General features: G+C 72.8%; 17 protein-coding genes, 1 tRNA gene and 1 riboswitch. Of the genes, 11 read left to right on the top strand and 7 right to left on the bottom strand.

Translation table 11 applies throughout. The annotated features are described in order from the left end of the window. Positions 1 to 378, bottom strand: coding sequence for a phage holin family protein (locus tag ACFO60_RS22450; protein WP_380843102.1), 378 nt, complete (start codon positions 376 to 378; stop codon positions 1 to 3). A 250-nt stretch (positions 379 to 628) separates the two neighbouring features. On the opposite strand from ACFO60_RS22450, the gene ACFO60_RS22445 reads away from it, so the two are divergent. From ACFO60_RS22445 to ACFO60_RS22420, 6 genes are all read left to right on the top strand, one after another. Further along, positions 629 to 904, top strand: a complete 276-nt coding sequence (locus ACFO60_RS22445; protein ID WP_380843100.1) for a hypothetical protein — start codon at positions 629 to 631, stop codon at positions 902 to 904. A gap of 30 nt (positions 905 to 934) precedes the next feature. Then, the gene (locus tag ACFO60_RS22440; RefSeq protein ID WP_380843098.1) at positions 935 to 1333 is read left to right on the top strand and encodes an OsmC family protein; all 399 of its coding nucleotides are present in this window, start codon (positions 935 to 937) and stop codon (positions 1331 to 1333) included. 662 nt (positions 1334 to 1995) lie between these two features. Beyond that, a riboswitch (cyclic di-AMP (ydaO/yuaA leader) is annotated at positions 1996 to 2130 on the top strand. 302 nt (positions 2131 to 2432) lie between these two features. Then, the gene (locus tag ACFO60_RS22435; protein ID WP_380843097.1) at positions 2433 to 3044 is read left to right on the top strand and encodes a hypothetical protein; all 612 of its coding nucleotides are present in this window, start codon (positions 2433 to 2435) and stop codon (positions 3042 to 3044) included. A 175-nt stretch (positions 3045 to 3219) separates the two neighbouring features. Beyond that, a tRNA-Lys gene (locus tag ACFO60_RS22430) sits at positions 3220 to 3296 on the top strand. Positions 3297 to 3540: 244 nt separating this feature from the next. After that, the gene (locus tag ACFO60_RS22425) at positions 3541 to 3891 is read left to right on the top strand and encodes a hypothetical protein (protein WP_380843095.1); all 351 of its coding nucleotides are present in this window, start codon (positions 3541 to 3543) and stop codon (positions 3889 to 3891) included. A gap of 329 nt (positions 3892 to 4220) precedes the next feature. Further along, positions 4221 to 4541 (top strand): hypothetical protein, encoded by a 321-nt coding sequence (locus ACFO60_RS22420; protein ID WP_380843093.1) that lies wholly within the window; start codon positions 4221 to 4223, stop codon positions 4539 to 4541. Positions 4542 to 4744: 203 nt separating this feature from the next. On the opposite strand, the gene ACFO60_RS22415 is transcribed toward ACFO60_RS22420, so the two are convergent. Then, positions 4745 to 7768 (bottom strand): AfsR/SARP family transcriptional regulator, encoded by a 3024-nt coding sequence (locus ACFO60_RS22415; RefSeq protein WP_380843091.1) that lies wholly within the window; start codon positions 7766 to 7768, stop codon positions 4745 to 4747. A 265-nt stretch (positions 7769 to 8033) separates the two neighbouring features. Here ACFO60_RS22415 and ACFO60_RS22410 point away from each other — a divergent pair, with 265 nt between their 5' ends. Together ACFO60_RS22410 and ACFO60_RS22405 are read left to right on the top strand one after the other, a co-directional pair. Continuing rightward, complete coding sequence (locus ACFO60_RS22410; RefSeq protein ID WP_380843089.1) at positions 8034 to 8933, top strand: ABC transporter ATP-binding protein; 900 nt, start codon at positions 8034 to 8036, stop codon at positions 8931 to 8933. Further along, positions 8930 to 9712 (top strand): ABC transporter permease, encoded by a 783-nt coding sequence (locus tag ACFO60_RS22405; protein WP_380843087.1) that lies wholly within the window; start codon positions 8930 to 8932, stop codon positions 9710 to 9712. Before ACFO60_RS22410 ends, ACFO60_RS22405 begins: the two co-directional genes overlap by 4 nt. An 80-nt stretch (positions 9713 to 9792) precedes the next feature. On the opposite strand, the gene ACFO60_RS22400 is transcribed toward ACFO60_RS22405, so the two are convergent. Next, positions 9793 to 10533 (bottom strand): hypothetical protein, encoded by a 741-nt coding sequence (locus ACFO60_RS22400; RefSeq protein ID WP_380843085.1) that lies wholly within the window; start codon positions 10531 to 10533, stop codon positions 9793 to 9795. Positions 10534 to 10796: 263 nt separating this feature from the next. Here ACFO60_RS22400 and ACFO60_RS22395 point away from each other — a divergent pair, with 263 nt between their 5' ends. Next, the gene (locus tag ACFO60_RS22395; RefSeq protein WP_380843083.1) at positions 10797 to 11075 is read left to right on the top strand and encodes a hypothetical protein; all 279 of its coding nucleotides are present in this window, start codon (positions 10797 to 10799) and stop codon (positions 11073 to 11075) included. Further along, positions 11075 to 11719, top strand: coding sequence for a hypothetical protein (locus ACFO60_RS22390; RefSeq protein WP_380843081.1), 645 nt, complete (start codon positions 11075 to 11077; stop codon positions 11717 to 11719). Before ACFO60_RS22395 ends, ACFO60_RS22390 begins: the two co-directional genes overlap by 1 nt. A 79-nt stretch (positions 11720 to 11798) precedes the next feature. Here ACFO60_RS22390 and ACFO60_RS22385 read toward each other — a convergent pair whose 3' ends face one another. The 3 genes from ACFO60_RS22385 to ACFO60_RS22375 form a co-directional block, all read right to left on the bottom strand. Beyond that, the gene (locus ACFO60_RS22385; protein WP_380843079.1) at positions 11799 to 16208 is read right to left on the bottom strand and encodes an FtsK/SpoIIIE domain-containing protein; all 4410 of its coding nucleotides are present in this window, start codon (positions 16206 to 16208) and stop codon (positions 11799 to 11801) included. Between the two features lie 90 nt (positions 16209 to 16298). Continuing rightward, on the bottom strand, positions 16299 to 16592 hold the full coding sequence (locus ACFO60_RS22380; RefSeq protein WP_380843077.1) for a WXG100 family type VII secretion target: 294 nt from the start codon (positions 16590 to 16592) through the stop codon (positions 16299 to 16301). A gap of 88 nt (positions 16593 to 16680) precedes the next feature. Continuing rightward, the gene (locus ACFO60_RS22375; protein WP_380843075.1) at positions 16681 to 18624 is read right to left on the bottom strand and encodes a putative T7SS-secreted protein; all 1944 of its coding nucleotides are present in this window, start codon (positions 18622 to 18624) and stop codon (positions 16681 to 16683) included. A 173-nt stretch (positions 18625 to 18797) separates the two neighbouring features. Here ACFO60_RS22375 and ACFO60_RS22370 point away from each other — a divergent pair, with 173 nt between their 5' ends. Further along, entirely contained in the window at positions 18798 to 20609 is a 1812-nt protein-coding gene (locus ACFO60_RS22370; RefSeq protein WP_380843073.1) for a LysM peptidoglycan-binding domain-containing protein, read from the top strand. A gap of 137 nt (positions 20610 to 20746) precedes the next feature. On the opposite strand, the gene ACFO60_RS22365 is transcribed toward ACFO60_RS22370, so the two are convergent. Then, the gene (locus ACFO60_RS22365) at positions 20747 to 21346 is read right to left on the bottom strand and encodes a sigma-70 family RNA polymerase sigma factor (protein WP_380843072.1); all 600 of its coding nucleotides are present in this window, start codon (positions 21344 to 21346) and stop codon (positions 20747 to 20749) included. Positions 21347 to 21515 lie beyond the last annotated feature (169 nt).

Genomic DNA, 21515 nt, shown 5'->3' with positions numbered 1-21515 from the left:
CTAGTCCTCGTTGAGGCCCAGCAGCATGTCGAGCAGCCAGGTGATCACACCGACCAGGATGGCGCCGAGGAAGGCGGCCCAGAAGCCGTCCACGTGGAACGGCAGGTCGAGCTGCTCGGCGATCCAGCTGGTCAGCAGCAGCAGGAGGGCGTTCACCACCAGGGCGAACAGGCCCAGTGTGAGCACGTAGAAGGCGCAGCCGAACGTCTTGATGATCGGCTTGAGCACCGCGTTGACGATGCCGAATATCAGGGCGACGACCACGAGGGCGCCGGCCGTGCGCGCGGTGGTGTCCCCGGAGACGGAGATGCCGGGAATCAGGCGGGTCGCCGCCCAGAGCGCACCCGCGACGATAAGGATCTTGATGACGATCTTCACTCTCCTGATGGTGGCAGCAGTCGCGGGCGCGCGGTAGGGGCTGAGGACCTGGGGCACGCGGTTTCCGTGCCGCCGGAAGATCGACGTCGCGCCGGGAGCACGGGCCGGTGGACGGCGGTTTCCCGTTCTCCGGCACGCGGGGCGGCGGGCACCGGGAGAGGGGGGTCCGAAGAGCAAGGTGATCGTCGGAGGCGTTGGATGTGCATATCCCCGTGATCGGGGGGAAATGCCTACAAGGGGGTGAGCCCGTATGGACCAGGACGAGCTGCAGGCGCTGTCGCCCAGGGAGCTGCACGACAGGGCGGTGCGCTACGCGGTCACGCACGGCGACCTCGGCTTCCTGTGGGACCTTCTCAAGGTGATCCCGGCGGCCGAGGCCGCGAGCGGTCACGCCGACGAGACGGCCAACGACCTCAGCCGGGTGTCGGCCTTGCTGAGCGACGCCATGGCCTCCGGCGAGGGGGAACTCGGCGAAGCGCTGCGCCCGGTGTACCTCGCCTACCTGTCCAAGCACCCCGACGCCTGAGGGTCCCCGGCCCGCTCTTAGGCTCCAGGCATGACATCGGTGAACGTTGAGCGTACTGAGACCGGCTTCGTGGCCCGCAACGGCCGCGGGGCCGAGGTCGCCATGGGCAGCGGCGACGAAGAAGGCGTCTTCACCCCGGTAGAGCTGTTGCTCGCCGCGGTGGGCGGGTGCAACATCGTGACCGTCGAGCCGCTCACCGCCAAGCGCGGCCACCGGCTCGTGCGGCTGGCGATGACGGTCCAGGCGGAGAAGATCGAGCCCACGCTGCTCGGGCCGGTCACGATCACCTACGACGTCGAACTGCCCGAGGGCGACGCCGAGGCGGACGAGGTCTTCCGCGCCGTCGCGCATCGAGTGCACGAGCGGCACTGCACCGTCAGCCGGTCGCTGCAGAAGGGCACCGAGGTCACCGTCGAACTACCCGATTAGCCGCCCGGGCCGCCGGGTCATCCCGTACCCGGTCATGCCCGCGACTTAGACCGAATCTATACCGTGCGATGACGAGCGCCTCAGGCCCCGGTATGTAGTGTTAAGGCAGGTCAAGGGGGATGCGACCCGCGCCCGGAAGGGCGCAGCGAAGCTTTCACCAAAAGGACGCGGTGGGGGACCGCGTCCGTACAGCGGGACCGCCCGATGCGTTTGGGGGAAGGCATCGGCGCTGGACCGTGAGAGATCGGGGCCGGACAGGCGGGGGACTGTCCGGCCCCGACTCATGTCCACCCCCACCCCCGGGCATCCGCTCTCATGGCACGAGCCGAGCCCGCTCTCGGGGTACGAAGCCCCAATGCCTGTCGTGCTGGTGCCGGCGCCGCTTCCTTTGCCAATGAGGGGCCTTTACCCAAGAGGGCTCGATGGGCCGGGTGAAGAGAGATGTGACGCCCCATTCTCACCTTGAGTCACAGCAGTCACATGCGTATGGCCTTGATGGCTCCCGCTGGGGTGAATTGCCCGATATGTTGGTGTTCATGCCCGATAGGTAGATCTTCTAATGCTTTGTAGACACTTCGTTTGCTTTGTCCTGACTTGACCGGTAACGTCTTCTACCAGAACGGACGGTGACCTGGTCTTCAGCAGGAAGGCCGCCGACCGAACGTCGAGTCCCACCGGGCCTACCGGCCCACGGGAACCGGGGACCCATGTCCTTTGGGGTGAATCCGCGCGAGCGGTAGGGCGAACTCCACGCCCGAACCCGTCAGCTAACTCGGTAGACGTCATTGGAGAGGAGACTCGAGTGGACACACCGCCCCACTCCGTCCTCCGGGCGACCCTAGACCCGGATCTTGCCGTCAGAAGCGGCACACAAGTCGGCTTGTAACCAGCCGACCGGGCGATTCGCAGCAGCCTTGCGACGCGGTGGCCTCGACGCCACCTGCCCGACCGACCCACGTAAGAAGCGCTCGCGCAGCGGTAGACCATGCCCTTGTCGCCCCACTAGCGACTGCGAACGCTTCCTCTCCCGGCGCCGAACCCTCTTGACCGAACTCGGAGCCCGGGTCCCTTGTCTTCTGATGAAAGATCCTGCCCTCCCATGTCTTTTTTCACGAACACCCCCAAATATCGCGTGGTTTGCAGCGTCGTCGGTGCGGCGATCGTCTGCACCGCAGTGGCCGGCACGACCACGGCCCACGCCGCCAGCTCGCCTGAGCGCAGCAAGGACGGCGTCGCCGCCGCCACCACCCAGCGGGTCATGTTGAAGGGCTCGACGAAGGCCTCCTACTTCTGGGACGACTCCTCCGGCCGCGCCGGTGACACCGGTCTGCCGGCCATCGGCAAGCCGATGCAGAAGGGCCTGTTCGCCAGCCCGAGCTGGCCGCTCGGCACCGAAGGCTATGTGGTCTACAACGGCAAGAAGGCGCCGTTCTTCATCGGCGACCGCGGCCCTGGCATCCCCTCCCAGAGCGGCGTCATGCTCGACATGGACGGCAAGACGTTCGCCGAACTGACCGGCGGCGACTTCAACGACTCCAGCCTGATGGTGACGGGCTTCGGCGCCGGCCACATCAAGGTCGACTACGTCATCACCAAGTGGGGCAAGGGCCCGGGCAAGAAGAACGCCCCGGTCCCGTTCTCCGACGGAGCCTGGGGCGTCTACGACCGCGACCCCGCCGAGCCCACCCTGGCGCTCGTCTCCGCCCCCTGATCCTCAGCTTGATCCACAGCTTGTCCCCTCGGCGCACATCCAGGCCGGCCGGAGCCCTGTGCTCCGGCGCCTCCCCGGGGAATGGGCGTGCCGGTGCTTCCCCCTGGTACCGGCACGCCGACCTCCCGCCGATGTGCGTAGCTTCGCCGGGACTGCTAAAGTCGCCGTAGTTGATGCGCCGCTAGCTCAGTTGGTTAGAGCAGCTGACTCTTAATCAGCGGGTCCGGGGTTCGAGTCCCTGGCGGCGCACCACGGTCAACACCGATGACCTGGGCATCCTCCCTACGGGGAGGGTGCCCACAGTCATTTCCGGCCCTCGCCGCATGGGCCCTGCGACCACGTGCGCGGCAAGGTCCCCCACCGCGTGCGCATGAGGGCGCCGCCGAGGCCCGAGCCCGGAACGTCACTGCCTCCGCGATCGGTGGGTAGCAGACCCGGGAAGACGGCGGCCCGCGCCGTGAGGGCGGGCGCCGCGGACCGGAGAGCGGAGAGAGCCATGACGGTGAAGCTGAACAAGAAGGCGTACGACCACGCGAAGAGCCTGGCGAAGGACAAGCAGTTCAAGCTTGACGAGATGGGCGACTGGAGCGAGCACCAGCCGTCGACCGACCAGGAGAACGCGTTTATCGAGAAGCACGGCATGGACGAGTACGCCAAGTGGCATCTGGGCGTGGACGACGAGCAGGACGAGTCGAACAAGGGCCGGTACAAGTTCCCCTTCGGGGACTTCAAGAAGGCCCACCGGTGCGGTGTCATCGCGGTGAAGATGCGGGCGGCGCAGAGGGACTACGACGACATCGAGAAGGCGGCCGACCACCTGAAGGACATGCTCGACGAGTTGATGTGACCCGGTGTCCCCGCGCGCGGGACGCCCTGGGCGTGCCGGGCGTCCATGGCGCGCGGGGCGTCGGCGCGGCCGGGTGCGGCGTGCGGCGGGCGAGGGACGCCCGCAGGCGCCGGTCCTCTTCCGACGATTCGGGCATATCGGGAAATACTGCCCGCATTGTCATAATAAGATGTTAAATGCGCCCCAAGACGTCCTTATCCTCGTTTGTCGGGTTGGGGCCCTGGAGAGATCTCGGGTGGGCAGATTCTGAACGAGTCGCCTCAGGGGTTCACCTCCTCGCGGAGACGAATTCCTTTATCGGGGCGACCCGACGTCAAGGGGGAAACGCGATGCCCGCCATCAAGAAATACGCCGCGACGCTCGCTGTAACGGCCGCGCTCACCGGAGGTCTCGTCGGCCTGAGCGCCACGACGGCCACCAGCGCGTCCGCGTCCGCCGCCGTCACCGCCGGCGGTGACTGGGACGGCGGCCACCACGGCAAGTGGGGCGGCGGCCACGGCGGCTACGGGGGCCACCACGGCAAGTGGGGCGGCGGCCACGGCCACGGATACGGCCACGGATCCGGCTACGGCTACGGCTACGGCCTGGACGACCTGGACGGATTCGGATTCGGATTCCCCCTCTGGGAGCTCACCGGCAGCTGGTGGTGACCGCGCTCCGGTGAATTCGCTCCAGGGCATTTCCATCGGTATCAAGCAGGCGGACGGCATTTCCGCGCCTGGGGCGTACCGCTGCCGTCGCTTCCTGGAGAGCTGACGGCGGGTGAAGTCGAACAGCGCCGGAGCCCTCGGATGACCGGGGGCTCCGGTGCTGTTTCGCGGTGCGCGAGCCGGCTAGGGTCCGCGAGGCCGTGCTAGGTGCGGGCGGTGGAGGGGAGCTCCAGGGCGCGGAGCCTGGCGCGGACCGGGGCGGCGCCGGGGTGGCCGAGCTCGTCCAGGCCGGCCAGCGCCTCGCGCAGGGCGTCGCGTGCCTGCTCCGCGCGGCCGGCCGACAGGTGGGTGTCGCTCAGGCGGGTGAGGGTGTCGCTCTCGGCGTAGCGGACGCCGAGGCGCCGGTAGAGCTCCAGGGCGCTCTGGTAGCTGGCGGTGGCCTCCTCGTAGCGGCCGAGGTGGTGCAGGGCGTAGCCGAGGCTGTCGAGCGTGTCGGCCTGGCCGTAGAGGTCTCCGAGCTCCTCCAGCAGGGCGAGCGCGCGCCGGCAGTGGGCCAGGGCCCGCTCGTGGCGGCCGAGCAGGGCGTGGTACCAGCCGACCGCGTTGAGCGAGGCGGCCTGCCCCGGCCGGTGGCCCGCGGCCTGGAAGAGGTCGTAAGCCTGCTGGGCGTGGACGAGCGCGCCCTCGTATCTCTCCCGCAGTTCCAGCACCCAGCTGAGGTTGCGGTGGGTGTGCGCCTGGGCGACGCCGTCCCCGGCGCTCGCGAACAGTTCCAGCGCGCGGTCCAGGTGGAGCATCGCCTCGTCGTGACGGCCCAGGTCGGCGGAGGCTCGGGCGAGACCGCGATGGGCGTGCGCCATGCCGGTCCTGTCGCCGATCCGCTGCGCGGCCTTGAGCGCGACGCGGTGCGAGGCGGCGAGGTCGTGCCAGTGCCCTCGCCGGCCGAGGAAGTGCGCGATGGCCCAGGCCAGCCGCCAGGCGGACGCGTCCAGACCGGTGTCCGCGGCCGAACCGATGACGGCCAGCAGTACGGCATGCTCGGTGGTGAGCCAGTCCGAGGCCTGTTCGGGGTCGGCGAGGTCGTCGGGGAAGACCCCGGGCACGGGCGGTGGCAGAGGGATCGCGTCGCGATGGCTGGAGAACAGCCGGGCCGCCCGGTACGCCGAGTGCAGATAGTGGTCCACCATGCGCTGGACCGCCGCCCGCCGTCCGGACTCGCTGTCCTCGGCCTGGCCGCGGTCGGCCGCGTACGCGCGCAGCAGGTCGTGGCCGCCGTAGCGGCCGGGGACGTGTTCGGTGAGCAGGTGGGCGCGGGTCAGCTCGGCCAGCAGGGGACGGGTACGGCGGACGGGCAGTCCCACCAGCGCGGCGGCGGCCGAGGCGCTGACGTCCGGGCCCGGATGCAGGGCGAGCAGGCGGAACAGCTTCGCGGCGGGCGGCGTGAGCGCGCGGTAGGAGCAGGAGAACACCGCCCCGACGTCCGCGCCGTCGGCGCCTGTGAAGGCGTCGAGGCTGCCGTGGGCCGCGCGCAGTTCGGCGGCGATGGCCGCGAGAGAGAACCCCGGGTTGGTCAGCGCCCGCGCCGAGGCGACGGCCAGCGCGATGGGCAGCCTGGCGCACAGCGCGGCGATCTCCCGCACCGCCGCGGGCTCCGCCCTGACCCGGTCCGCGCCGAGCCGCAGCGAGAGGAACTCGTGCGCCTCGGCGTCGGACAGCAGATCCAGGGTCAGCGGGCGGGCGCCTTCGCCGGCCACCAGGCCCGACAGCTGGTTACGACTGGTGACGACGGCCAGGCAGCCGGGCGCGGCCGGCAGAAGCGGCCGGGCCTGCCCCGAGTCGCGGGCGTTGTCGAGCAGCACCAGCACCCGCCGGTCGGCCAGCAGGCTGCGGTACAGCGCGGCCCGGGCGTCCAGACCAGGGGGAACCTCCCGCGTGGGGACGCCGAGCGCGCTGAGGAAGGCGCGCAGAGCCTCGGCCGGATCCAGGGGACCCGCCGGGTCGAACCCGCGCAGGTCGACGTACAGCTGGCCGTCGGGGAACCGGTGGGCCACCTGGTGAGCCCAGTGCACGGCGAGCGTGGTCTTGCCGACGCCCGCCATGCCGCCGATCGCGCTGATCACCACGGCCGCCGCCGGGTCGTTCCCGTCCGGCAGCAGTGCGAGCACCTGGGCGAGCTCCTCGCGCCGCCCGGCGAACGCCGGCAGATCCGCCGGCAACTGCGCGGGCCGCACCCGGCCCGCCGTCGCGGTCCCCGCCGGCTCCGCGGTCTCTGACGGCCTCACATTCCCTGACGGCTCCGCGGTCCCCGCCGGCCTCACATTCCCTGACGGCCTCGCGGTCCCTGTGGGGTCTGGGGTCCGCGAGGGTTCCGCGGCTCCGGACGGTCGCGGGGCTCCGGCCGGTCCGGTGTTCTCCGCTGGTGGCGCGGTCTCGGCCGGCGCGGGAGGGGGTGGCTCGGGCGCGGTTTCCCCGAGCACCTGATCGTGGGCGGCGCGCATCTCCGGCCCGGGCCCGATGCCGAGGGACTCGTCCAGCCGCGAGTACATCGCCCGGTAGACGGCGAGCGCTCCCGCGCGGTGGCCGGTGGCCGCGAGGGCGAGCAGCAGGCGCGTGTGCAACGGCTCGTCGAACGGGTTCGCCCCCGCGGCCTGCTGGAGCAGCGGCACGAGCCGGGTCACGGTCCTGGCCCGCAGCGCGGTGTCGGCCGCCTCCTTGAGGACCTCCAGGTACTCCTGGTCCAGGGCCGCGAACAGCGGGCGAGCCCGTATCTCCTCGGAGATCCCGTCGGCGGCCGGTCCGCGCCACAGCTCCAGCGCTTCCACGAACAGCCGCACGCTCGCCGGGGCATCGCCGGCCGTCCCGCGCCGTGCCCGGTCGACGAGGGCGCGGAACCGGAGCAGATCCAGCGCGCCGGCGTCCAGATCGAGCCGGTAGCCGCCGCCGCTGCGCACCAGCCACCTGCCGACCGCCCTGCGCGGCAGATCGGGCTCCAGCAGCCGGCGGAGCGCCCCGATGTGCCGCTGGACGACGTTGACCGCGCTCTCCGGCGGGTCCTGCCCCCACAGGACGTCGACGATCTCGGCCAGACCGGTAGGACGGCCGACGCGGGCGAGCAGCACGGCGAGCACCGCGCGCTGGCGCGGCGGCCCGAGATTCAGCTCCGCCCCGTCCCGCCAGCCCAGTACCGGCCCGAGTACGGCGAACCGCACGGGCCCGGTGGGCGTCATTTCCGACTCCACAGGCACATACCCCCGAGGTCCGCGCCCGCCGACGATCATCAGGGGACGCGGTCACGTACATCGCCTCAGTTAAGTATGAGAGATTTATCGACTTATCTGTACATAACAACCTTCGGTCGCTATTTCGCCGGATACGGCCTGAGGCCGGCGTCCGAGGCGGCCGGGCTGATGATCGATAAGTGTGGTACGCCTACGGGGCCGGGTCCGGGTCCGGAGGGACCTGCCCATCCCTCGGCTCCAGGAGGCGCCAGAAATGATCGACATAAACGGGCTGACCAAGCGCTACGGGGACAAGACCGCCGTGGACGGGCTGAGCTTCACCGTCGAGCCGGGCAGGGTGACCGGCTTCCTCGGGCCCAACGGGGCGGGAAAGTCGACGACGATGAGGATGGTCCTCGGCCTCGACCGGCCCGACGCAGGAAGCGTGACGGTCAACGGCCGTGGTTACGTCGGCCTGCCCCGGCCGATGCGTGAGTTAGGCGCCTTACTGGATGCCCGCGCGGTGCACCCGGGGCGCACGGCGCGCGACCACCTGCTCTGCCTCGCCCAGACCAACGGGATCTCCGGCGACCGGGTGGACGAGGTCCTGCGGATGGTCGGGCTCGAATCGGTGGCCCGCAAGCGGGCCGGCACCTTCTCCCTGGGCATGAGCCAGCGGCTCGGCATCGCGGTGGCCCTGCTCGGCGACCCGAAGGTGCTGATGTTCGACGAACCGGTCAACGGCCTGGATCCCGAAGGCATCAAGTGGATCCGCGAGCTGATGCGCGGGCTCGCCGCCGAGGACCGCACCGTCCTGGTCTCCAGCCACCTGATGAGCGAGATGGCCCTGACCGCCGACCACCTCATCATCATCGGCAAGGGGAAGCTGATCGCCGACATCGGCATCGGCGAGTTCGTCCGGCAGGGCTCCGGCGTGCTGGTCCGCGCCGACGACCACGAACTCCTCGCCCGCCATCTGTCCGAGGCCGGCGCCGCCGTGCGGCCGGGCACCGACGGCGCCCTCATCGTCACCGGGCTGGAGGCCAGGGACATCGGCAAGGTGGCGCTGACCGCCGGCGTGGCGCTGTCGGAGCTGACACCCCAGCGCTCCCTCGAACAGGCGTACATGGACCTGACCCGGGACAGCATCGAGTTCCAGGCGAGCGTGGCATGAGCGGCCCCGTCGCGGACACGGTCCGTTCGGAGTGGACCAAGTTCCGCTCGATCCCGTCCAACGTCCCGAGCCTGCTGGTCTCGGTGGCGCTCATGGTCGGGCTCGGCGCCCTCACCGCCCGCAACGCCGGCGCGGGCTACAACGCGTCGGGCGGTTCCGGGACGTTCGACGCCACCTTCATCAGCATGTACGGCGGGTTCCTGTTCGCCCAGATCAGCGTGGGCGCGCTGGGTGTGCTGATCATGACGTCCGAGTACTCCACCGGGATGATCCGCACCAGCGTCACCGTGGTGCCTCGGCGTGGACGGCTGATGGCCGCCAAGGTGGGGACGTTCGGCCTGATCGCGCTGGTGAGCGGGCAGGTGGCGAGCTTCGGGGCGTTCTTGCTCGGACAGCCGGCGATCGCCGGCGGCGGCGCCCCCGCCGCGACATTGGGCCAGCCCGGCGTGCTGCGCGCCGTCGTCGGCATGGGCCTGATCTGGACGCTGGTGGGCTTGGTGGGTGTGGCGTCCGGCTGTCTGCTGCGGGTCACCACCGGCGCGATCACCTTCGTGGTGGTCGTCAACTTCATCATCCCGATCATCGGCCCCCGGCTCATGGGTGAGGTGATCGGGGCGTGGGTGCAGACGTACTGGCCGATTTCGGCCGGCCTCCAGATCGCCACGACGGTCCCCATACCTGGACGACTGGCCCCCTGGACGGGCCTCGGCGTCATGGCCGCCTTCACCGCTGTGCTGCTCGCCATGGCGTTCGCGGTGTTCCAGCGGCGGGACGCCTGATCACGGCCGTCGACGCCCGGCATGGCCGCCCTGGCCCGCCGGGCATCACGCCGCCCACCACCTGGTCGGGACGGACCCGTCTAGCTCCGGGGGACGGCCTTGCCGCCGTCGGGGGCCACGGCGAACCAGGTGCCGCCGATGCCCTGGCCGTTCTCCTCACCGGGCGCGTCGTCGCCGGAGTAGCGGTAGACGGGCCATCCGCCCACCGTGAGCTGCACGGTGCCGTCGTCCCGCCGGATCCCGCCGACCTGCGCCGGCCGGACACCTGAGACGTACACCTTGCCGCCCTCCTTGATGGTCACCGGCGGCCAGGTGACGGCGCACTGCCCCGAGCAGGCCGACCGCGAGGGAGACGCGGTGTCCTTGTCGAACCGGTAGAGCGTCGACTGGTTCACGTCGACGAGGTGGGCGTCCAGCGTCCGCGAACGGACGGCCGTGAGCTGCACCCAGACCGGAGGCCGCTCCTGGGCGGCCGCCCCGGTCACCGTCCCGCCGTCACCGGTCAGCCCGTGCTCCGCCGCCGAGCCGCCGACCAGCTGCAACGTGCCGCCGCCTGCGCCGGAGTCGTCGCCGCCTGAGCCGGAGTCGTCGCCGCCGGACGTCTGGGCGGGGGCGGCCTGCGTCGCGGGCGCGGACGCGGGGGAGGACGCGGAAGCGGGGGCCGACGCGGGCGTGGACGCCGGAGCCGCCGGAGCGGCGTCGCCGATCGTCACGACCTTTCCACAGCCGGAGAGGCCGGCCAGCCCGCACAGGACGGCGGCCGCCGCCAGCACGCGGACGCCGGGCCTGCGGACCATGCCGCGGTTGGTTTCGAGTCTCACCTGGGGAACACGAGGCAACGGCCCGCCGGGTTCAAAGGCGGCCGCCGCGAAGGCCGTGCGATTCCCGGGCACGAGGCCGGAGGCGTCGGCGGCGAACCTCGGACGTGCGCCGGAGAAGCAGCCGGAGGTCGCGGGCGAACCCCTGAGGTGTCCCGAGGGGTCGGGGAGGCGGGGGAGTGAACCTCTGACGTGCTCTGTTACGTGTGTCAGGCAGGAGACGGTACGCGGTACCGACGATGGGCACTTCCGCACGTGGGGGCACGATGGCCGATATCAATATCCCGGACGCCGAGCTGAAGGAGGTGTCGCGGTCGCTGGGGTTCGTCCTCGACCACATCGACATCGGCAAGTCCGGCATCGACTTCGACCGGGCCGTGGGTTATCCGCTGATCGACCAGGCCGACCACTTCGAGAGCCGCTGGAAGGACGGGCGCAACCAGCTGCACCGCCAGTGCGAGGCGATCAAGAAGGCCGTCGACCAGATCGTGGAGAAGTACAAGGAGACCGACGACAAGTCCGTGGCCCACCTGGAAGGCAACTGATGGCGCCCGTCGACCGTTTCGTTCTCGACGTGCCGGACTCCTGGGCGGATCTGGACATCTCGGGTGACGCCCTCGCCGAGACCCGCGCCGCGGCCCTGGCGATGGCCGGCGGCGCGCGCGAGCAGGCCGCGATCAACGACATGTTCCGGCAGGCCCGCGAGATCAGCAGGGCCGCCCGCCGCCGCGGCGCGCTGTTCGCCGCCGGCACGGCCACCATGTTCGACGACGGCCTGTTCCTCGGGTACACCATGGTCTTCGCCGTCAGCGTCCCGCCGGGACGGGAGCTGACCTTGCCGGTGCTCACCGCGCAGCTGTCACCGGCCCCCGCCTCCGGGCCCGGCGGCGCGGGGGAGCCCGGCGCCGGGAAGGCGCCCGCCGGCCGGACCGTCTCCACCGTGACCCTTCCCGGCATCGGCGAGGTGGCCCGGATCACCGGCACCGAGGAGGCGTCGCTCACCACGGAGGTCTCGGTGCGGATGCTCACGATGCACACCGTCGTCCCGATGCCGGAGTCCGAGCGCGACTACCTGATCATCACCTGTGCCAGCCCTAACCTGCCGCTCGAAGCGGAGGTCTACGAGCTGTTCGACGCGATCAGCGGCACGTTCCGCTTCCTGCCGGCCAAGGCGCCCTCCGGCACCTGAGCGGAGTGGCCGTGGGGCCGGTCCGGGAGGTCGTCTCGGTCCGGCCCCACCACCGTGCGGCGCGCGGTTCGCGCCGCCTCTAGCCGGCAGGCGCCGTGTTGGGCGCCTGCACCGTGGTCAATGTGCCGTCCCCCAGGTGCAGCAGGCCGCGGCCCGGCTGCGGGGCCTGCCCGACCAGGCCCCGGGTGAGCCGCACCCCGATCACCTCGCCGTCGCTGAGGCTCTGCGGGGACAGGAGCATCCCGGACCGGTTCCGCTTGACCTGCCCCACCCAGCCGGCGAGCCCGAGGGACAGCGCCTCGGCGTTGCCGGCCAGGACCAGGCCCCACCCGTTCCCGGCGCCGCCGCGCGCCAGCAGCGACAGATCGGCGTCGATGTCGGACTGCATGAACAGCTCCGCGTCGTCCACGAGGATCACCGCGTTGTCCTGCGGCACGTCGCCGAGAGCGGCGCGGAACGCGGGGACCGTCACCTCCGCGTCGGTGAAGACGGCCTGCACCCCTGGGACGCCCGCGAGGTCGCGCAGCGGCGAGCGCCGCGGAACCAGCAGGATCAGCCCCGTCCCCTGCTCCAGCAGCGATCGTGCCACCGTGACCAGCACCGTGCTGCGTCCGGTGCGGGGCGGGCCGGCGACGACGAACGTCGGCACGTCCGCCAGGTCGGGGCCCACGGCGGTCAGGGTGTCGCCGCCGACGGCGACGAGCGGGAGCATCGGCCCGGGGGCGGTCCGCAGCGCCGAGGCGGCCTGGTAGGTGATCCGGTCGGGGAGCAGGTCCAGGCGTATCGGACGGCGCGACGGCGGGACGTCGGCCTCGCGCACCGCCAGCTCCTCGCCGAGGGCGGTGAGGACGGACGCCTGGGCCGTGCCCGACAGGTCGGCGCCGAGGACGGCGATCTGCACCTCGCTGGTGTCCTGCACCCGCATGCCTCGTCCCGGCGGCGGGTCGGAGGGGGCCGACCGGGAGGTGAGGCCCACCGACGAGTAGTCCGCCCGGTCGTTGAGCCGCAGCACGATCTTGTCCTCGGTGGTGCCCGCGAACCGGGCCGAGCCGAGGACGCGGTCGCCGGCCAGCACCAGGTGGATGCCCGCGCCCGCGCCGTCCCGTAGCAGGCGCAGCAGCCGCTCCAGGTAGCTGCCGTTGTCGAAGTTGGCGAACTCCCGCTCGAAGACCTCGAAGCGGTCCACCATGACCACGATGTGCGGCGGACGCTCCTCAGCGGGAGCCATCCGCCGGTACTCGGCGAGGTCGGCCGTCCCGCGCGCGCCGAGCAGCGATTGGCGGGTGGTCAGCTCGGCGGTGAGCCGGTCCAGCAGCCGTCCGAGGCGTTCGGTCTGGTTGCGCTCGACTACCGCGCCGCAGTGCGGCAGCGCGGCCAGCGCGTTGAGGGCGCCGTTGCCGCAGTCGATGCCGTAGATGTGCACGTCATCGGCCCCGTGGGCGCGGGCGAGCGCCGCGGCCAGGGTGCGCAGCGTCTGCGAGCGGCCGCTGCGCGGCGAGCCGATGACGTGCAGGTGCCCGGAGCGGTCGAGGTCCAGGACCAGCGGGCGGCGGTCCTGGTCGGCGGGCAGGTCGACCAGCCCGTACTCCACGGCCGGCAGGGCCGCGTCCCGGTCGCCGCGCGGCTTGGGCGCCGCGGGCTCGGTCCACCGCAGGACTTCGGGCAGCGGCGGCAGCCACGGGCTGGGCTGGGCGGGGACGCCCGCCGCGTGCGCCGCGTCCGCGACGGCCCGGACCAGGACGGCGAGGTCGGTGATGGCCTCCTGCCCGCTCACCGAGTCCTTGACGCGGGCGGCGATCGGCAGCGGCCCGCCGAGCTCCCGCCAGCCGACGTCCTGCGCGCGCACAGCGATGTCGGTGGACGTGGCCACCGCGCCGGCCGGCCGCCGGCCGCCCACCCGCCCGGCCTGGAACGGCAGCAGCGCCGAGGGACCCAGGCGGGCGTAGGCGCGTCCCGGCGTCCCGGGGGAGATGGCGCCGGAGTCGGGCGCGTCGATGATGTCCCTGCTCTCGGAGGCGTCGGTCGTGCGCAGCGCGATCCGCAGGTTGGTGTTGGCGCGGATGTCGGCCGTCACGGCGCCGCTGGGCCGCTGGGTGGCCAGCACCAGGTGGATCCCCAGCGAGCGGCCCCGCTGGGCGATGTTGACCAGGCCCGAGATGAAGTCCGGCAGCTCACGGGCCATCGAGGCGAACTCGTCGATCACCAGCAGCAGGCGGGGAAGCGGGCTCAGCACGTCGCCGCCCCGCGCCCGCTTGTCCAGGTAGTCCTCGATGTCCTTGGCGCCGGCCTCCGCCAGCACCTGCTCGCGGCGGCGCAGCTCGGCGCCCAGGGAGACCAGGGCGCGCTCCACCAGGTGGGTGTCCAGGTCGGTGACCAGGCCGACGGTGTGCGGGAGGTCGGCGCACTCGGCGAACGCGCTGCCGCCCTTGTAGTCGACCAGCACGAACGTCATCTCGTCCGGGCGGTTCACCACCGCCAAGGTGGCGACCAGGGTCTGCAGCAGCTCGGACTTGCCCGAGCCGGTCGTCCCCGCCACCAGCGCGTGCGGCCCGTCGCGGACCAGGTCGACCGAGAAGTCGCCGTCGTACCCGGCCCCGAGGATCGCCCGCGTGCTGCGCCCGGCCAGCGCCCACCCCGCGCCGATGGCGCCGGCCGTGGGCGGCTCGACGCCGAGCAGGTCCAGCAGCCGCACCGAGCCCGGCAGGGCGCTCTCGTCGGTGTCGCCGACGCCCCGCAGCGGCGCCAGGGCGCGGGCCAGGCGCTCGTACCAGCCGCGCTCGGGAGAGTCCACGCGCACGTTCTCGGGTGGCGCGCCCTGCGCGGTGCGCACGCTGACGCCGTCCGCGTCGATGGCGACCACCGCCGTGCACTCCTCCGGCAGCGACCGCTCCTCGCGGTCCAGGCAGATCGTGTGGACGCCCACGGACGGGCCGTCCCGCAGCAGGCCGACCACGCCGGGGAGCGAACGCGCCCTGCGGGCCTGGTCCAGCACCACCAGGATGTCCGGAGAGCCGGCGGCGCCGCCGCGCGGCACGTCCGGTCCCGCCGCCACGCGGGCGGCGACCAGCTGGCCGAGCTCGCCGATCCGGCGGGCCATCGAGTCGGAGGTGCTGCCGATCAGGGCGTAGGCGTCCTCGCCCTGCGGCTGGCAGTGGGGCAGCCAGCGCACCCACGACCAGGCGTCTTCGCCGTCGGGGCCGGCCAGCACCACGATGCGCAGGTCGGCCGGGCTGTGCAGGGCTGCGGCCTGGGCGGTCATCCAGCCGGCCAGGTTCGCGGCGGCCTGGCCCGCGACGCCGGTCACCCCGGCGCCGCGCAGGGAGATCGCCACCGGCACCTGGGTCAGCCGGGGGACCGTGGTGCGGCGGTACTCCTCCAATGTCGGATCCTCGACGGTCAGCGAGGACGGCAGGTCGGCGGTGCCCACCCGCACGTCGAGGAAGTCGGGGTCCTGCCACCGGCGTTCCCACAGCCGCTCGGAGGGCTGGGAGGCGGCCTGGAGCAGCGACGCGGGGTCGGGCAGGGAGAGCCGGAGCGTGTGCTGTTCCTTCAGCACCGCGGTGTCCACGGCCTCGTTCACCCGGGCCAGGGACGCCTCGTGTTCGCGAAGCTTCTCCTCGTAGGAGGCCTGCGTCTGCTTGCGCCCGCCGAACTGGGTCAGCAGGGCGCCGAGCGGCGACAGCAGCGCGAGGAAGACGAACGACCAGCGGCCGGTCGTCAGGATGGCGACCAGGGCGCCGCCCACCGGGACCAGCAGGATCGGCAGCAGCGGGATCGGCCGCTTCTCCGGCTTGGCCGGCGGCGTCGGCAGCCGGAAGCGGCCCCCGCCCCGGGCGGCCCGGAACCGCGGCGGCCGGTTGAACTCCAGGCCCAGCCCGTCGGCGGCGGGCGTCAGCGGCACCCGCCTGCTCGCCGGGACGGCCAGCTCCAGCAGGGTGTCGCCGGCCGCGAGCTGGCTGCCCTCCGGCCAGCCGGCCGAGCCGGACAGCTCCTTGCCGTCCAGGAGGGCCTGGCCGGACGCCGTCACCTCCACCGTGCGGTCGACCCGGACGCGCGCCCGGGCGGCGACCTGCGGCGCCCCCGCCGGCAGCCGGATCCGGCAGGCGGCATCGCCGCCGATGTCGTAGTCGCCGGGCGGCAGGCGGAAGGACGTCCCGGCTCCCGGGCCGCTGACGACGCGCAGCTCCACCAGGCCCTCGGGCTCGGGCTCCCCGGGAACGGGGGCGCCGAGCCCGAGGTCCAGGCCGTCACGCACCCCGGCGGCGTACAGGGTGGCCTCGGGGTCGACCGGCTCGGAGCCGATGTAGAGGACCGGGTCCGCGCCCCCGGGGCCGCCGGGGCCGCCGGGGCGCCCGGCGCCGGCGAGGCCGACGGCACGCGCCAGCTCCGCGGCGAGCCGGCCCACCTGCGCGGAGGGTTCCGTCTCCACGGCGACGACCGTGGAGACCCCCGGGTCCTGCGGGGTCCGGACGCTGACGTTCAAACGCACGGCAATCGATTCCCTCGTACGAAAGTGGTGGGCCGGCGCGCCGCGGCGGCGACGCCGGGGCTGCGCGGGGGCAGGGGCACAGGGCCGCCGTTACGACAGGTTGGAGCCGAGCTGGTCGTCGGTCTGGGAGAACGCGTCGCCGACGGCCTTCACGTACTGGCCGATGCCCTGGAGCGACTGGTTCACCTGGTCGAAGCCCTTGGCGAACTCGTCGAAGAAGGGCTGGAACTTCTGCTGGGCCGCGGGAGTGCTGTACCCCTGCGCCAGCAGGTTCTGGATCTTGCCGCGCACCTCGGTGAGCTTGTCCTGCAGCTGCGAGAAGTCGTTGAGCAGCGCCGCCGAGGTGGAGGCGGTCTCGTCGGAGTTGACGGTGTAGTTGGGCATGAGGTTTCTCCTTGAACATCGGTCGTCCATCCACCGGTGGTGGAGGTCTCTGGGGACCCGGTCCGAAGGCCGGAGCCGGGCCGGAAGGTCAGGGGGTGGTCGGCGACGGCGGGAGCGGCACATCCTGCGGCTCGGCGGCCGTCGGCGAGGGCGAGAGCGGGTTGTTCTGGGCCGGGGTGGCCGGTGACGGCGGCGGGGTGGTGCTCGGGGCCGCAGTGGTCGGTGACGGCGGTGGGGTGGTGCTCGGGGACGGGGTGGTCGGTGACGGCGGGAGCGGCACGTCCTGCGGCTGACCGGCGGGCGTCTGGGGCGAGGTGGCGGGGTTGGGCGCCGAGGCGGTGGGAGCGGAGGTCGCCGGGTCCGGGCCCGAGGCGGCGGAGGCGGCCGGAGTGCCCCCGGCGGTCGACGGCGGTGCGGTGCCCTTGAAGGGGATGATCGAGTCGAGGCCGTTCGCGACCGGGCTCTTGCCCACCGAGCCGACGGCCTTCGGCAGGAAGTTGCCGGCCTCGCTGAGCACCGCTTCGCCGGGGTCCTGCCCTTCGCCGATCGCCACGCCGATCTTGGCGGCGGCGGACACCCCCTCCGGGACCAGGTCGATCCCTTGCTGGATGGCCCTGTCCTTCACGCTGTCCTGCCGGCCGCCGGCACCGGCGTTTCCGGTCCCCGCGCCGGCCGTGCCGAGGTTCACGGCTCCCGCGTTGCCCGCCTGGCCGCCCCCGGGGGCGCCCGCGTTGCCTGCACCCGCGCCGCCGCCGACCGTGGTGGGCGTACCCCCTCCCGCCCCTCCCGCGCCGCCCGCGCCGCCTGTGCCGATGGTGGCCGTGCCGGCGCCGGTGCCGGTCGCGCCGCCGGGCGCCGGGGTGAACGCGCCTCCGCTGAACTCGCCCTCACGGGTGCCCTTCACACCCTTGATCAGCCCACCGGTCAGGGCGCCGCCGGCGGCGCCGGCCAGCAGGTTGCCGGCGGTGATCTCGTCGCCGTTGAGCTTCTTGACGATCGCCTCTTCACCGACCGCCTTCCCGAACTGGCCGATCGTCCCGGTGATCAGCTTGCCGCCGGGACTCTCGAAGGCCACGGCGAAGGGCTTGGAGTTGGCGAAGGTGTCGGTGATCTTGCCGATGCTCCCGCTCGCCGTCTGGAAGAAGCCGCCCCCCTCGGCGCCTCCCTTGAACAGCCCGGGTGCGATCTTGGATCCGGCCGTGGTGGCCGCCCGGCCGCCCAGCCGGAACAGGGCGCCGCCCGGGACCAGGGCGATCAGGCCGGCCGCGAAGTCACCGGCTTTGAAGTCCCCGGTCACCAGTTGTTGGACGGTCTGGAAGGCGAACAACGCCGCTCCCAGCACGAAGCCCACCACGGGGAAGAAGACCGTGACCACGGCGACGAGGATGTCGATGAGGATCTTCACGAACGGGAAGTCCTTGAAGAAGTCCGCGATCTTCTGGAAGAAGTTGCGCTCCGGGATCGCCTTCGCCGCCGCGTCGTCGAGTTCCTGCCCGGCCCTCCTCGACGCCTGCTCGCGCAGGTTCCTCGCCTGCTCGGCCAGGCTCCGGGCGGCCGACATGGTCTGGCCGGCGGCGTCGATGCCTTCCTGCTGCTTGCGGGCGGCGTCCTTCTGGTCGGCGGTGGCGTCGGGGGGAAGGGTGGGAACGCTCTGCCCGGCCGTGCCGGCCGCGGGTCCCGCCTGGTCCATCGCCCGGTCCACCTGGGACTGCGCTTCCTCGAGCTGGGTGGCATAGGTCTTGTACGCGCCGGCGGCCGTCTCGAAGGAGTCCCGGGTCTTGGCGAGCTTGTCCGGCAGGGACTTCAGCTGGGCGCGGAGCGCGTCCATGGCCTTCCCCTTGCCCTGCTCGACGGCGCCGCCCTTCCCGAGGATGTCGGCGGCGGTCTTCGCCTGGTCCGCGATCTCCTGGTAGCGATCGGCGAGCCGCCGGATCTCGTCGGGGTCCCCGGGCGTGGGGTCGGCCGACATCCCGAGCACGTCGAAGCCTGAGGTGTGTCGTCGTGCCACGTAGTCCCCCCGAGTGATGGGCACTTGCCGCTCGATACACGAGGTCACCGCCGCGAAGGGTTCACGTCGAATGGCGGGAGATCGCGTCGAACCCTTTCTCCGTCCGTCACGTGTGCCCTGAGGAGACGCGGAGGGGCCGGCGAGGCCGCCTCACGGGTGAGGCAGGCCGGCGGGTGCCGAGAGATGGGTGGAACCACATGGTGAGCAGCGGTGACGCCCACGCGGCCCACCGGCCGGCGGCCGGACCCGGCGCCGCGCGGCGCGGACGGCGCGGACGGCGCGGACGGCATGGACGGCGCGGGCGGCACGGACTGCTGCGCGGCGCGGGGTGGGCGCTCGTCGCGGTGCCGGTCATGTGGACCGCGCTGTCCCTGACGGGCACGGCCGTCGTCGCGGAAGGCTCCGCGGGAGGGGCCGCGGCCGCCGCGGAAGGCTCCGCGGAAGGCCTCGCGGCGGGCGCAGCCGTCACCGTGTACGGCCACCCGGCCCTCGGCGCCCTGGCCGAAGACGCGACGTTGATCAGGAGCGCTGCCGCCGCGGACGGCGATGACCTCGTCAAGGTGTACGTGGTGCGGACGGCGGAACAGAACGGCGGCCGGCAGGACTCCCTGGCGGTCATCGCGGTGCGCACCTTGGGCGCCGCCGACCGGGCCGGTGAGATCTTCCAGCTGAACCGCGGACGTGCCCAGGCCGACGGATCCAGCCTGCAGGACCCCGCCCGATTGCGGCCGGGATGGATCCTCCGGCTTCCGGCGGACGCGAGCGGCCCGGACGTCCAGCTCGCCCGCGAGACGGGCGGAGGCGACGGCGCCACCCAGCCGGACGGGGCTGCCCAGCAGGACGGGACCGCGCAGCCGGACGGGGCTGCCCAGCCGGACGGGACCGCGCAGCCGGACGGGGCTGCCCAGCCCGACGGGACCGCGCAGCCGGACGGGACCGCGCAGCAGCCGGACGGGGCGACGCAGCAGGACGGCACGGGTCCGGGGGCGGGGGACGGGGCCTCGGGTGACGGGGCTTCGGGTGCGGCGTCACCGGGGGGTGGTCCTGCTTCCGGGGGGCAGGCGCAGGGGGTGATCGTGCTTCCGCTTCCCGTCGTGCTCGCCGTGCTGGGCGCGCTGCTGCTGGGGCTGCTGACCGCCGCGATCGTGGCAAGGCGGCGCACGCGGCGGGCGTTCGGCTGGGTCGCGAGGATGGTCCGGCGGCTCGGGGAGCCGGCCCGCCGGGCGCGCAGGCTGGCGTTCCGCAGGTCGCTGACCCAGGCGTTCGCCGCGGACGCGGAGTCCCTGCGCCGAGCCCACCTGGCCGTCTCCGAGTTGTCCGGCCGAGACGGGTGCGCCGTTCATGCGGTCTCCGTCGACGACGCGGGGGTCACCGCCTGGGTGGCGTCCCAGGACGACCCGCCCGCGCCCTGGCGGGACCTCGGCGGGGCGCGCTGGCGGCGTCCGGCCGATGCCGTCACGCCCTCCGCCCGCCGCGCCCACCCCGCGCCGGGCACGCCGGCGCCCGTCCTGGTGCGCGTGGGGGTGGACGACGGGGGCGGCACGGTGTTCGTGGACCTCAGCCGGCTCGACGGCGTGCTCAGCGTGACGGGCGACCGCGATGTGGCCCGCGACGTCGTGCGGGGACTGCTCGCCGAGGTGGCGCGCACCGCTCCGGCGACCCCGGTCGCCGTGCTGCCGAGAGAGGGCGCCGCCGGCGTGGAGGTTCCGCCCGGCATGCCGCGCGTCGAGGCGCCCCGGCCGGGCTCCGCCGGCGTTTCCGGGGACGGGCGCGGGACGGGCACGCTGCGCGCGGCGGCCCGCCGCCGCTACCTGAGGGCGTTGCTGCTGGTCACGGCGGCGCCGACGGCCGGGGAGGCGGCGGATCTGGCCGCGTTCTGCGACCCGGCCACCGGCTGGACCGCTCTGGTGTGCGGCGACGCCGAGGGGGCCCACTGGCGCTGGCGGGCCGCGCCGGACGGATCGGTGGAGATCCCCGTTCTGAGCCTCACGGTGTCGTCCCCGGCGTGACCGGTGATCCGCGTTCTGAGCCTCACGGTGTGGTCCCCGGCGTGATCGGTGGAGGTCCGCGTTGTGAGCTTCACGGTGTCGTCCCCGGCGTGACCGGTGGCCGGGTCCTGGAGCGCTTCGGGGTGGTGGGCCGTAGGTCAGGCCAGGGTTGTCGCCTCGTGGGTCAGGCCGGCCGTCGCAGGGGTGGGCCTGATCTTCTCGCGCTTCCTGAGGTGGTCGAGCGCGTAGTGCTGCCGGGACTTCGCCGTTCCGACCGGTATGCCGAGGTCGTCGGCCACCTCGCGGATGGTCCGCCCGCGCAGGTAGGTGTGCACGAGGACCTCGCGGTGCTCCGCCGACAGCGACCCGAGCATCTTGGCGACCATCACCGAGGCCACCACGGCGTCCGCGTGGTCGCGCTGCGTGACATCGAACATGTCCACGCCGGTCACCTCGTGCCGGTGGAAGCCGCTCCTGGACCGGTCGATCACGAGGTTGCGGGCGACCGTGAGCAGCCAGCCTCGCACCGACCCCCGGCCCTCACGCAGCCGTTCGGCGTTGTGCCAGGCGCGGACCAGGGTCTCCTGCACGATGTCCTCGGCGAGGTGGCGGTCGTTCAGGAGTTTCTCCGTGTACGCCAGCAGGGCCTTCTCGTGTTCCCGCACGAGCGCCCCGAGGTGACGTTCCCGATGTTCCCTCGTGCTGTCCGCATTCTCCTGCGGCGCGGCGGACGGTGTGCTCGGTTCGGACGTTCTCATCTTCTCTTCCGGAAGGACCCACGGGCCGGGCCGCGGGGATGACCATGCCGCCGTGCGACGGGCGCACGACGGGGGCCGGGAGCCGGGCAGAGCTTAGGTCGACGTCACTGCCGAAAAAGTGCCGAAATCGGTCATACGGCCTCCCGCTGTGACGGCCGGGGCGCGGGTG

Origin of the sequence: Sphaerisporangium dianthi, from assembly GCF_042654065.1 — a bacterium.
Classification (GTDB): domain Bacteria; phylum Actinomycetota; class Actinomycetes; order Streptosporangiales; family Streptosporangiaceae; genus Sphaerisporangium; species Sphaerisporangium dianthi.
This window is presented reverse-complemented; position numbering and strand designations above follow the sequence as displayed.